Origin of the sequence: [Clostridium] symbiosum ATCC 14940, from assembly GCF_000466485.1 — a bacterium.
Classification (GTDB): domain Bacteria; phylum Bacillota; class Clostridia; order Lachnospirales; family Lachnospiraceae; genus Otoolea; species Otoolea symbiosa.
In genome coordinates this window covers 17,662-29,791 of sequence record NZ_KE992995.1, presented here as the reverse complement: position 1 = coordinate 29,791, position 12,130 = coordinate 17,662, and the positions used below count along the sequence as shown (strand labels likewise).

Annotated in this window: 9 protein-coding genes, 1 pseudogene and 1 other annotated feature; of the genes and pseudogenes, 5 read left to right on the top strand and 5 right to left on the bottom strand. The window is 46.2% G+C overall.

Going from position 1 to position 12,130, the window contains the following annotated elements:
* Nucleotides 1-44 precede the first annotated feature (44 nt).
* Complete coding sequence (locus CLOSYM_RS17470) at nucleotides 45-1,163, top strand: hypothetical protein (protein WP_044902737.1); 1,119 nt, start codon at nucleotides 45-47, stop codon at nucleotides 1,161-1,163.
* Here CLOSYM_RS17470 and CLOSYM_RS17465 read toward each other — a convergent pair.
* Nucleotides 1,140-1,964: a MerR family transcriptional regulator gene (locus tag CLOSYM_RS17465; RefSeq protein WP_003502599.1), complete on the bottom strand. Its 825-nt coding sequence runs from the start codon at nucleotides 1,962-1,964 to the stop codon at nucleotides 1,140-1,142. The genes CLOSYM_RS17470 and CLOSYM_RS17465 overlap by 24 nt on opposite strands.
* 72 nt (nucleotides 1,965-2,036) lie before the next feature.
* On the opposite strand from CLOSYM_RS17465, the gene CLOSYM_RS17460 reads away from it, so the two are divergent.
* The gene (locus CLOSYM_RS17460; RefSeq protein WP_021643131.1) at nucleotides 2,037-3,377 is read left to right on the top strand and encodes an MATE family efflux transporter; all 1,341 of its coding nucleotides are present in this window, start codon (nucleotides 2,037-2,039) and stop codon (nucleotides 3,375-3,377) included.
* Between the two features lie 58 nt (nucleotides 3,378-3,435).
* On the opposite strand, the gene CLOSYM_RS17455 is transcribed toward CLOSYM_RS17460, so the two are convergent.
* The 4 genes and pseudogenes from CLOSYM_RS17455 to CLOSYM_RS17440 all read right to left on the bottom strand — a co-directional run bounded on the left by CLOSYM_RS17455 (nucleotide 3,436) and on the right by CLOSYM_RS17440 (nucleotide 7,252).
* Nucleotides 3,436-3,774, bottom strand: coding sequence for a hypothetical protein (locus CLOSYM_RS17455; protein WP_003502602.1), 339 nt, complete (start codon nucleotides 3,772-3,774; stop codon nucleotides 3,436-3,438).
* 42 nt (nucleotides 3,775-3,816) lie between these two features.
* Nucleotides 3,817-4,377, bottom strand: a pseudogene (locus CLOSYM_RS17450) (SDR family oxidoreductase); the annotation flags it as partial.
* Nucleotides 4,378-4,433: 56 nt separating this feature from the next.
* Entirely contained in the window at nucleotides 4,434-5,639 is a 1,206-nt protein-coding gene (locus CLOSYM_RS17445; RefSeq protein ID WP_044902735.1) for a CaiB/BaiF CoA transferase family protein, read from the bottom strand.
* Nucleotides 5,640-5,695: 56 nt separating this feature from the next.
* Nucleotides 5,696-7,252, bottom strand: coding sequence for an acyl-CoA carboxylase subunit beta (locus tag CLOSYM_RS17440; RefSeq protein WP_009297158.1), 1,557 nt, complete (start codon nucleotides 7,250-7,252; stop codon nucleotides 5,696-5,698).
* A 217-nt stretch (nucleotides 7,253-7,469) separates the two neighbouring features.
* On the opposite strand from CLOSYM_RS17440, the gene CLOSYM_RS17435 reads away from it, so the two are divergent.
* The 3 genes from CLOSYM_RS17435 to CLOSYM_RS17420 all read left to right on the top strand — a co-directional run bounded on the left by CLOSYM_RS17435 (nucleotide 7,470) and on the right by CLOSYM_RS17420 (nucleotide 11,739).
* A complete protein-coding gene (locus tag CLOSYM_RS17435) occupies nucleotides 7,470-8,348 on the top strand; it encodes a LysR family transcriptional regulator (RefSeq protein ID WP_003502617.1) in 879 nt (292 codons plus the stop codon).
* 359 nt (nucleotides 8,349-8,707) lie between these two features.
* Nucleotides 8,708-9,757: a TAXI family TRAP transporter solute-binding subunit gene (locus CLOSYM_RS22535; RefSeq protein WP_009297156.1), complete on the top strand. Its 1,050-nt coding sequence runs from the start codon at nucleotides 8,708-8,710 to the stop codon at nucleotides 9,755-9,757.
* A 32-nt stretch (nucleotides 9,758-9,789) separates the two neighbouring features.
* Complete coding sequence (locus CLOSYM_RS17420; protein ID WP_003509692.1) at nucleotides 9,790-11,739, top strand: TRAP transporter permease; 1,950 nt, start codon at nucleotides 9,790-9,792, stop codon at nucleotides 11,737-11,739.
* Nucleotides 11,740-11,805: 66 nt separating this feature from the next.
* Nucleotides 11,806-12,046: a binding site (T-box leader), on the top strand.
* The last annotated feature ends 84 nt before the right edge of the window (nucleotides 12,047-12,130 follow it).

The window sequence follows — 12,130 nt, the reverse complement described above, 5'->3', positions numbered from 1 at the left end:
GGGTACTGAAACCCTACACTTATATATTAGGAGGGGGTACCGGTATGAATAAAAAAATCCATATTAGCGATTTATGTACGGAACTGGAAGAGGAACTTTATGAAGAACTGGAGATTACAAATATGACCGACCTGCACCCATCGAAGTCTAACATAGAAAAACTTGTGTCGGAGAAAATCAGAAAACAAGGAAAAACACCGAAGAGAAGGCGGTTTAAGGCATTGAAAGTATTTTTGGCCGCAGCCGTTATCTGCCTTTTCGCCACAACGGCATTTGCAGCGGCCGGCGGATTAACGTATTTTAAGTCCATTTTCGGAGACAGTACAGAACATGTAAAGTCTGAAATCACAGCGCCCATGGTGTCGGCGGAAGATGCGTCACAGAGGTTTTCTCTGGAAGGAATGCTGACGGATGGGTATACAATTGATTTAATTCTTTCCCTGGAAGATATTTCAGGAAAAGGACTCCCATCCTACTGCTATGATGAGACAAAACAGCTTTTTGACGTTTCGCTGGAACGGAAACCAGATACAGGGGATGAATTCTCCTTTTCCATCAATTATACGATGCTGCCGGAATTCCGGACAGAAAATAAGGTGGTCTACCATTTGACGGCCAGCAGCCTGGACGCCTGCTATGGAGCTGATTTGAAAATATCCTTCCGGGCAGAAAACAGTGAACTTGATTTTACTGTTCCGGTGGACGGAAGTACCGCATCCAGGAGATATACAGTTAATGATACCTGGGACGGCAACTATACTCTTGAAACGGTGCAGATATCCCCGCTGGGAGTTCTGCTGATTGGCCGCGAAGCCCAGGCTTCGGGCGGACTGCCGACACCTGTTGTGTCCGTTAAATTCAAAGACGGCACCATCGAGGAGATGATGTCTGAACTTTCCTTTGATACCGACGGTGACGGAGGGACGGTAATAGGGGGAGGCGGAGTTGTAATCAGTAACGACCCGCTGTCAGGACCGCTGGTAATCTCTACGTACGGAATGCGTAATCCTGAAGGCAAAGTAGTGACTAAAGGAGAGTTTTCCAGATTTATCAACCTGGAGGATGTCATGTCTATCCTGGTTAACGGAAAAGAATATACCTCGCTTTCCGAACTGCCGGTCGGAAGGTACCGCAGCTTATCACCCGTCAGCGGGACGTTTTAAGGGCTTTACCAGCACCTGTAATTCCGTCAGATACTCCTCATGCCGGTTTGTATCATTCATATCAATATGGTACAGTTCCAGCGGAACACCGCAGAGTTCATATCCGGACTCCTGTATGCGGGATACAAATTGGGAGAACACTTCCGTAATCCTCTGCTCATAAGCGCCCCAATAGAACAGAGAGGCATACTCCCCCTCAGGAATAACCGAGCTGTAATTATCCCAGTCGCTGATGAAGAAAACCGAACGAAAATGATTATAGTCACCCTGCTCCATACTGACCGGATCCATCTCCGCCCCAAATCCCTTAATGCCTATGGCGTGAATGTTATCTTCATATTTTTGTTCCAGCTTCTTTAAGACAAAATCCACATCGTTTTCCAGGATGATGTCTTCCGTAAGCTGAAAACAGGGCCTTGCTTCAAACCGGCGGATGGAAAACTGTCTGTCTTTGATCTGCCTGTCCTTTTGAAGCTCTGTTTTCCGGGCGTTAATATCTTCATACTTTTCCCGGAGGCGCTCAATTTGGGAGAGGATCAGAGTCTCCTCCTCATCCAGAAGCCGCAGGGTTGAATCAATATCACGGTTATGGATATACTCACGGATTCGTTCCAGAGGAATATCGAGCTCCCGAAGGGAACGGATGACGTTCAGTTTACCGATATCCTGGACACCGAACATACGGTACCGGTTCTCCCCGCGCTTTGGAGAGAGAAGCCCCTGTTCTTCATAATATCGCAGCGTGTCGCTGCAAAGTCCGTATAATCTTGAAATTTCTTTAATTTTATAAGAATTGTTCAACTTCTTCTACCTCCCTTGACATTCGTATTATACGAAGGTTTATAATGAAAGTCAATAAAAGGAGGTTTTATCATGTTACTGAAAAAATTCTGCCGTTTTGTCATTCCTTCCATCATATCTATGTGGATTTTTGCATTGTACACGATGGTTGATGGAATTTTCGTTGCGCGGGGAGTAGGGGAATATGCGCTGGCGGCAGTTAACCTGTCCATGCCTTATACGATTTTTATTTTCTCCGTCGGCCTTATGATGGCGACAGGGACGTCGACACTAATGGCGATATTCCTGGGAGAAGGTAAGGAGGAAGAGGCGCGCAATACATTTAACCAGAACCTGATTATACTGGTTGCGGTGGGAGTCATTATTTCCCTGCTGACCTGGTTCAATCTGGAAAGGATTGCCTATTTCCTGGGGGCCGGGCCTGAGACGATCGGATATGTAAAAGGATATCTCGGCTGGATTTCCGTTTTTGCAGTGTTCTTTGTTGTATCTTATAATATGGAGATTTTTGTGAAGACGGACGGATGTCCGCCGCTTCAGATGGCGGGGGTCATGACAAGCGCCGTAACAAACATTGTACTTGATTATGTGTTCGTTATGAAACTCCATATGGGAGTCGAAGGAGCGGCGATTGCCACCGGTATTGCCCAGGTTGTGTCTACGACACTGTTCGCCCTGTACTTTGGGTTCCGCTCCAAGCGCCTGCGCTTTGGCAGATTCAAATGGAATTTGAAGCTTTACAGGAGAATCATTCCGCTGGGAATGTCGGACAGCATTACCGAGATGTCGGGCGGCCTCGTAATTTTCCTGTTTAACCATATGATACTGAGCATCATCGGGAATAAGCGAGTTGTCAGCTACACCGTGATTTCCTATGTTAATACGCTGGCTCTTAACAGTATGGCCGGAATCAGCCAGGGAGTGCAGCCCCTTGTCAGTTTTCATTACGGGGCGGGCGAACAGGAGAAATACCGCAGGCTGTTTGGCTATTCCATTATCGCGGCCGGTATATCCACGGTTGTGTTCCTGGTAATTGCTGAAATGATTCCCCAGGCGGCAGTAGGGCTGTTCCTGGACAAAAGGGATCAGGAGCTGTTCGCCTACTCGGTGAGTGCGCTGCGCATGTACGGACTTTCATTTGCGATTGTCGGTTTTAATGTGGTGACGGCCGGTTTCTTTACAGCGGTTGAGCGGCCGGTATACTCTGTCGTCATTTCATCGTGCAGAAGTTTTCTTCTCCTGTCGGCCTGTCTCATTATATTGACGCAGCTGATAGGCGAAAACGGGATTTGGCTGTCCCCGGCTGTGTCGGAGTCACTGTGCCTTATCATTACGCTGCTTTTCTTTCTGCGGTACAAAAGCGGGAGACGAGCCGAAAAAACCGTGGTTACAATAACGGAAAACAGTATTTAACGGATAGGAAAAGGGGAGATTTCCGCGGGACTGCGGTGAACCTCCCCTTTTCCCGGAATTACAGCGGAAATATATCCAGCCTCATAATTTTCCCGTCTTCATCAATTTCTGTGATATAAGCAGTTACCGGTACAACGCGGTCGCCGTATTCAATAAAATAACATACGTTGTCATCTGCCTTATGTACCGTATTTGTAATAGGAAACGGCCCTCCGTTGAAACCGAAACGGTGGTGGAACATCATTTCAATTGCCATCTTTCCTTCCAGATGCATGATATCTTTATTCAGCTTTAAGAATGAGGTATCATGAAGAATTCCTTTTTCATTAAACAAATCTGCCAGGCCGATATTATCGCCTTTTTTCATACACTCCATGTATTGTTCTAAAATGCGCATAGCGTCTGCTCCCTTCTCTGATGATATTGATTAGATGACCGGTTAAAAACGTTCGGAGCGGAGCAGCGCGTCGATGCCTCCGTCTACAAACAGAATGACTCCGTTGATACCGCTGGCCAGCGGTGATAACAGGAATACCATGGCGTTGGCAATTTCAGAGGCGTCGAGGAATTCCTTGCGGCCGTAACGGGTCGGGATTGGAATCAGCAGCGCCGCGTCCATCTGCTTTTCCGTCATTCCTTTCGTCATCGGAGTGGTTGTATTGCCGGGTGCCACGGCGTTGATGCGCAGGCCGTCTGCCGCCCAGGAAGAAGATACGCGGCGTACCCAGCGGGCCAGCGCGTGCTTGGAGGAGCTGTAGCAGGACGGTGTTTTGTCCGGCGGGATATGTCCGGCAAATTCCATTGTGGCGTTCTCATCCGCCACATTCGACAGCTTATCGACCCAGTCGCGTTTTACAGTGGCATTTGTAATCGAGTTGGAGGAAGTGACGACACAGTTTCCGCCCTTTTTTTTAAGAAGCGGGCGCAGACCTTCGGCTATTGCGATGGCTGCGAAGAAATTCAGTGCAAAAATTTTCTTCGGCGGAGCGGTGGGACCGACTGCTTGCAATTAATTTAAATAAACAGATAATTTGTGTGGGCTTATACTATAAGGGGTTATGGCATAGATTCCTGTTCTTTTAGCAGGGCTTCAATTTCCGTATCTGTCATGTTTAACCGTTCGGATAGGATCTCTCTGGTATGTTGACCAAGTGTAGGTGCCGGTTCATAGTGGGCCTCTGTTAAACTGCTGAATTTTAATGGACTTCCGGCCATCTGATACGTTCCTGCAACAGGGTGTTCCACTTTCACGATCATGTCGCGGGCAGCAATTTGTGGATCCTTGCAGATCATAGTCAGGGTATTGATACGGCCATTAGGAACTCCGAATTGATTCAGGGTTTCTTCACATTCGTCCAGGGTGCGGGTGCTGGTGAAGCGGGTAATCTCATCCTCTAGAAGCTCCTTATTTAATCTTCTGGCCTCGGCTTTGGCAAAGCGTTCGTCCTGAATCATATCAGGGCGTCCCATGGCGCGACAAAGGGAATAAAAGGCGCTGTCTCTGGAGCAGGTGATGATGATTTCACCGTCAGAGGTCTGAAATGTCTGAAACGGAACACTGGTGGGATGACTGTTTCCCACCCGTTCCGGATTTTTATTAAATATACAGGTATTGATTACTGCATTTTCCAGACAGGAGAAGGTGGAATCTAACATCGCCACGTCAATAAACTGACCGTTTCCTGTTTTTTCGCGCTCGTAGAGAGCGGATGCTACGGCGCCGAACATATAGATTCCGGAAAATATATCACTGGCGGAGGTTCCGCATCTTGTTGGCCTGCCGTTTGGTTCACCTGTCAGACTCATCAAACCGCTCATGCCCTGAATTACCATATCCAGGGCCCCACGGTTCTTATAAGGGCCGGTATAGCCAAAGCCGGATATGGCGGCATAAATTAAATTTGGTTTGATTTTCTTAAGTTCTTCATATCCCAGCCCCATACGCTCCATTGTCCCGGGTTTGAAATTCTCTATCACAACATCGGAAGATATTAAAAGCTTTTTAAAAATATCCTTTCCTGCATCTGATTTCAGATTTAGAGTCATACTTTTTTTGCTCCGGTTAACGGAAAGGTCATAAATACGCTCGCCATGTAAGTATGGGCCGCTGGCTCTGGGGCGGTCAGGACGCTCTATTTTCAAAATGTCGGCGCCTAAATCCGCCATTATCATTGTGCAGAACGGCCCTGATAAAAATTGGGTTAAATCTAGGACGGTAATACCGCTTAACGGTCCTCTTGCATAATTAACTGTATTCGGCATGGTAAATCCCCCTTATGGTTCCTTATTGATTTGGTTTTTTCACGGTGAAACTGCTGCTATAACGGAATGTTTCCGTGTTTGCGGGACGGAAGCACAACTTTTTTATTGCGGAACATTTCCAAAGTCCTAATAATTACCTGTCTTGATTGCGCAGGTTCGATTATATCTTCGAATTTGCCGCATTCAGCGGCTTTATATGGATTCATATATTCTTTTGTATAGTCTTCTATAAGCTGGGTGCGCAGAGCAGCCGTATCTTCACCGTTTTCTTCAGCCCGTTTCAGTTCACTTTTGCAGCAGATGTCCACGGCGCTTTCCGGACCGACTACGGTCATCTGTGCGGTTGGCCATGCAAAGATGAAATCAGGATGCAGCTCCCAGGAACACATGGCGGGCCTGGCTCCACCAACTACCTTGCCAACCGCCATGACTATTTTGGGGACTGTCGCTTCACTCCATGCGTAGAGCATTTTTGCTCCGTGGCGGATGATTCCTCCAAGCTCCTGTTTGATTCCCGGCAGGTAACCGGGGACGTCCACAATGGAAAGTAGAGGAATGTTAAAGCAGTCACAGGTACGGATAAAGCGGGCGGCTTTATCGGAGGCATTGATCTCGATGCAGCCAGCCAGCATGGAAGGCTGATTGGCAACTACGCCGACAGATTTTCCGTTTAACCGTATAAATCCTATAACAATATTGGTGGCATACAGTTCCTGAACCTCCAAGAAATCGTGTTCGTCAGCGATTTCACGGATAATTTCTTTGATATTATAAGCTTTCTTTAAAGACTCTGGCACGAGTGTATTCAGGCGCTCACAGCGTCTGTTCGGATCATCATTGCATGCGTAGACAGGAGGCAGTTCGCGGCAGTTGGCGGGAAAAAAGCTTAGAAGCCGTTTGATTTTGTAAATGCAATCGGCATCATCCTGGCAGAAAAAATGAGATACGCCTGAGAGCGTATTATGAGTCTTTGCTCCGCCGAGTGTCTCCGCGTCGACGATTTCTCCGGTTACATTTTTAATAACCGCAGGTCCTGTAATAAACGAACGGCTGGTTCCGTTTACAGAGAGGATAAAATCCGTCAGGGCCGGGGAATATACTGTACCTCCGGCACAAGGCCCCATAATAGCGGAAATCTGAGGAATGACCCCGGAAGCCATAACATTATTGTAAAAAATGTTTCCATAGGAGGTACTGGGGCCCTCCTGAATCCTGGCGCCGCCGGAATCATTTAATCCGACAAAAGGCAGGCCAGCGTCCAGGGCCAGCTCCTGCATTCTTTTTACTTTCATACCCTGCATTTCCCCCATGGCTCCTCCTAACACGGTAAAGTCGTGTGCGAAAGCAAACACGCCACGCCCGTTTACCAGGCCATAGCCGGTCACAACTCCCTCTGCCGGAGTGTTGATCTTCTCCATACCAAAGTCATGGCAGCGGTGTTTCATAAAAATGTTGTACTCCTGGAATGATCCTGGATCGAAGAGCAGTTCCAGACGCTCCCTGGCTGTCAGCTTACCGGCTGCATGCTGCTTTTCTATTCTGGCGGGACCTCCCCCCAGCTTTAGAACCTCCTTTTTTTCCAGCATATCTTGCAATTTTGTTCCCTCTCCCATAAAAAACGCTCCTTTATTCCTTTTTTTCAGTATAGAGGCAAAAAATATAATTTACAATTCATTATTTCATATAAATACATAACTATAATATTATATATAATTGTAAAGTACGATAAATCCCGGTATAATGAATAAAAAGTCGTAACAGTTCAGACTGCATGAACTGTTACGGCATCCGGCTAAGTCCTGTGCACAAATATTAAAGGAGAGTGAATTTATGGAATTGATGCAACTTAGATATTTTCAGGTGGTAGCGTTAAATCAGCACATTACCCGCTCGGCAGAACAACTTAATGTGTCCCAGCCGGCAATCAGCGTGGTGATATCAAGACTGGAAAGTGAGCTGGGAGTCCCGCTTTTTGACCGTTCCGGCCGCTCTATTGTACTGAATGCATACGGTGAGGTATTTCTGTCAAGAGTGAATCGGATTCTGTTAGATATTGATAATGCCAAGAAGGAAATAAATGAAATGAAGGGAGAGCAGGAGCATACATTATTTGTATCTCTGACAAGCCCTCAGTTTATGCGCGGAATTGAAGGTTTTATGAGAAGTCATCCCGCTGTAAAATGGCGTCAGAGTGTGGAAGAATTTCAAGATATCATTCAATTGCTGGAAAGCGGAAAGATTGATATTGGCATAACATCTCCTGAGATAAACCGAGATGATATGAATACCATTATTCTTTGCCAGGACAGATTTATGGTGGCTGTACATCAGGATCACCCTCTTGCTAAAAAAGACAGTGTCGGAGTGGACGACATTATAGGTGAAAAATTTATTGCCCTTCAAAAAGGTTTTCCGTTTCGGACCCAGATGGATCAATTATGTGAAGAACTAGGTATTAAATTGAATATTGTTATGGAGTGCGATCACTACCTGAGGACGGAGCTTTTAAATGTAAACGCGGGAATCACAATCGCTTCCCAATCGGCGAAAAAACGCTGTCTTTACGATGAACAGATTAAATTTCTGCCTATAAAGGGCCTTGATAAAACAAGGAACATTGCGTTAAGTTATCGGAAGGATAAGTACCTGACACAGGATACCAGAGATTTCTGTGACTATATGATAGCGTACTATAAAGAACTGGTGTAAAGCAGAACGCCGTAAACTGATTCGGCAATGTTTATCTTTTCGTACGGTCAGCGCCTCAAATGCGCGGATCAGTCAACATAATTTTGAATCACTTTTGATAATGCAATATCATAATTTGAATTTTATGTATTGATATGGAAATATATATTGGATCATATGGAACCGAGATGATATTATGCAAGTGAGAAGGTAAAAATATTTGTAACAGTTCAGACAGTGAACTGTTACTGCATCCGGCTAATTAAATTGCTGCGCGATGAGCCGGATGCCCGTTACCACTACCTTTTCGCACGGTCAGCGCAGCCAGTGCGCAGACCTGTCTGACCTGTTACAAATATTTCATATCAGGAGGGTTCATTATGGTAAAAACAAAAAAGATTTTAGCTCTTGTGATTTCAAACGTAGTGATAGTGGGAGGAATACTGAGTGGCTGTTCTGGTACCTCAGCGCCGGAAACAAAAGGCGGGGACCAGTCCGTGGAAGCGGCGGCTGATGAAAAAAATGCGGTAAAGGCAGACGGTGATGAAGCGTTCCTGTCCATGGGAACATCTTCTTCCGGCGGAACGTTTAATACTTTGGGGGTTGCATTATGCCAGGTATGGAATGATAAACTCCCCGGCACATCTTTTACGGCAGAGGTAACGGCAGGTTCCAGTGAGAATTGTCTCCGGGTAGGAACGGATGATATACAGCTTGCATTTTCAGCCGCGTCATCTGTTTATGAGGCAGTAAATGGGATCGGGCAGTTTGAAGGAAAGCAGGTAGAAGGGCTTAGAGTTATTGCAAATCTTTACCCGGCGATTATCCAGATTCCGGTTTTGAAAGATTCCGGAATTAACAGTATTGATGATATTGTTGGAAAAAAAGTAAACATTGGCGAGGCGGGCAGTGGTTCGGAGTCCCAGGCGATGGGGATTCTGGATTGCTTTGGTATCTCCAAGAGCGATTTTAACGCACAGCAGCTTTCTCATTCCAATGCGTCGGATGCGGTGGTTGATGAGAAAATAGACGGGTACATTATTTCGGGAAGCCTGGGGCAGAGTCACCAGATGAAAGCAATGGCCAGCGGAAAATGCAAGCTGGCGGATTTGGGAAGCGACGAAGAAATACAGAATGTAATCAACAGGCTCCCTTACTACTACGAATATACAATTCCGTCCGGTACATACCCAAATCAGGAATCGGATGTAAAAACAGTGGCAACAGGGACTTTACTGATTGTAAACGAGAGTATCAGTGATGACCTGGTCTATGAAATTACAAAGAATTTGTTTGAAAATGTTGATACACTGGTCCAAAGCCAGGATATTGCAAAAGAAATCACCCTGGAATCAGGAATCAATGTCTCCGGCCTGCCGCTTCATCCGGGAGCAGAAAGGTACTATAAAGAAAAAGGCGTCTTAAAATAACAGACTGGTGTACGCTAAAGGGGGAGACAATTATGGCGTTAAGCGATTTTATTAAAAAAAGAGGGGGAGTTATGACCGATGCAGATGAGGATAAAGGCGGAAAAAAGAGGGAATTAGAAGGCGCCTGGAAATATATTATCACAGCCTTATGCTTGTCTTTGGCTGCGTTCCAGCTATACGCAGCTGGTTCCGGGCTGGTAGATGACAAGTATGTGGTATCGGTCCATCTGGCAGTTATTATATTACTAATTTATCTGTTATTTCCGGCAACGAAACATTCAAGCAGTAAGGCACCTACGGTGATAGATATCATATTGGGGCTTCTGAGCTTTTGCGCAGCACTCTACGTTGCGGTTTTTGCAAAGAAGATTAATGCTCAAATGGGAATTCCAACCAAAATGGATCTGATATTCGGTGTCATCTGTCTTGTGCTTGTTTTAGAAGCTACCAGACGGGCCATTGGGATGGCTATGCCTATTGTAGCCTGCGTATTTTTATTATATGCTGTTTTTGGGCGGCAGATACCCGGGGTATTTCGCCACGCAGGTTTTACGGTCAGCAAAATAATAAAGCTGCTGTATCTGACGGATGAAGGCATTTTTGGGACAGCGCTCAATACATCGGCTACTTATGTGGTGCTGTTTATATTTTTTGGAGCTATCATGTCTGAAATAGGCATGTCTAAGTTTTTAAGCAATCTTGCATTGGCACTGGCAGGAGGTTCTGTAGGCGGGCCGGCCAAAGTATCGGCTTTGGCCAGCGGCCTGATGGGAACAGTCAGCGGAAGCACTTCTGCAAATGTAGCAACGACGGGGGTAATGACGATACCTTTAATGAAATCTGTTGGATACTCACCGGAATATGCAGGCGCGGTAGAGTGTGTGGCATCGGCAGGAGGGCAGATTATGCCTCCGGTTATGGGGGCGGCAGCATTCCTGATGGCTCAATTTATTGGGGTGCAGTACAGTGTAATCGTCTTTGCAGCCATTATTCCGGCTTTTCTTTACTATTTGTGTGTATGGGTCTCCGTGGAGCTGCGCGCCCGCAGACAGGGACTGAAGACACTGGAAAAGGATCAGATTCCGAAGCTGGGATCAACATTCGGGGACTATGGACACATGGCGATCCCCTTAATTGCTCTCATCTATTTCTTAAGTGTTAAAGGCTACAATCCGATTTATGCGGCCTGGCTTTCCATTCTGATTGCAATTGTAGTAAGTTTTTTCAGAAAGAGCAGCCGCCTGACACTGAGACGGTTTTGCCGCGCACTGGAAAATGGAGTGAAAGGCACTATGTCGGTAGCGATTGCCTGTGCCTGTGCCGGCATTGTAATTGGTGTGATTTCCCTTACCGGATTTGGCCTTGTGTTCTCATTGAATATTTTTAAACTGGCGTTGGGGATTAAATTTTTGGCGCTTTTTTTAGCCATGGCAGCTTCAATCATTCTGGGCATGGGACTTCCAACAACAGCCTGCTATATCGTAACGGCCCTTACGCTGGCTCCGGCTTTGGTTAACATGGGTGTTCCCCTGCTGGCCGCTCACTTTTTTGTGTTTTATTTTGCTATTATGTCAACTATCACACCTCCTGTAGCTCTCTCATCCTTTGTAGCGGCAGGACTGGCCCAGTCCGATCCTTTAAAAACTGGCGTGAGTGCGTTTAGACTGGCGATTGCCGGTTTCATTATTCCGTTTATGCTGGTATATAAACCGGCTCTGCTGCTAACAGGAACAACAGTACCGGCTGTCATTTACAATTTAGCGATTGCCATAATAGGTGTAATTGTTTTGGCGATGGCCAGTGAAGGGTATGTCATGGGAGTGTTAAAGCTATGGCAGAGGTTAATCTTACTGGCCTGCGTAATAGGCCTGCTTATTCTGGATGAGAGGGGCGACTTGGTGGCGCTGCCGATTATCCTGTTAATCTTATTTTTTCAAAGAAGGGAGTGGAAAAAGAGGCGGGAGGCAGCTGACAGGGCTTGACAAAGCAGTTTGGATGGCGTAAAATCAAATCTACCATAAAAGCAACACGACATAATTTGATAGACAAATACGGCGTTGAAGAGGACTATTAAATCTTTAAACACATCCAGAGAGGAAACCGACGGTGAGAGGTTTCCGTGTCAAGGAAGATTGAACCTGCCTTGGAGCCATGCATGAAAGTGCATCGTAGAACCGGCGTTAACGGATATAAGAGTGAACCGCATCAGGTGCCGAATGGAATCAGAGGCATCTTGTCCGGTTAAATTGGGTGGTACCGCCGAAGAATTTCAGCCATTCGGTCCCTTCGATCATTTCGATGACGAAGAGATCGCATGGCTTTTTTATTTAACAGGAAATTACCCCTGTTAAATAAAAACCGCTCCGCGGGGGA

Excerpts from the sequence above, each read along its gene's own strand:
- CLOSYM_RS17470 (WP_044902737.1), top strand. The coding sequence starts at position 45 with ATGAATAAAAAAATCCATATTAGCGATTTATGTACGGAACTGGAAGAG.
- CLOSYM_RS17460 (WP_021643131.1), top strand. The coding sequence starts at position 2,037 with ATGTTACTGAAAAAATTCTGCCGTTTTGTCATTCCTTCCATCATATCT.
- CLOSYM_RS17455 (WP_003502602.1), bottom strand. The coding sequence starts at position 3,774 with ATGCGCATTTTAGAACAATACATGGAGTGTATGAAAAAAGGCGATAAT.
- CLOSYM_RS17445 (WP_044902735.1), bottom strand. The coding sequence starts at position 5,639 with ATGCCGAATACAGTTAATTATGCAAGAGGACCGTTAAGCGGTATTACC.
- CLOSYM_RS17440 (WP_009297158.1), bottom strand. The coding sequence starts at position 7,252 with ATGGGAGAGGGAACAAAATTGCAAGATATGCTGGAAAAAAAGGAGGTT.
- CLOSYM_RS17435 (WP_003502617.1), top strand. The coding sequence starts at position 7,470 with ATGGAATTGATGCAACTTAGATATTTTCAGGTGGTAGCGTTAAATCAG.
- CLOSYM_RS22535 (WP_009297156.1), top strand. The coding sequence starts at position 8,708 with ATGGTAAAAACAAAAAAGATTTTAGCTCTTGTGATTTCAAACGTAGTG.
- CLOSYM_RS17420 (WP_003509692.1), top strand. The coding sequence starts at position 9,790 with ATGGCGTTAAGCGATTTTATTAAAAAAAGAGGGGGAGTTATGACCGAT.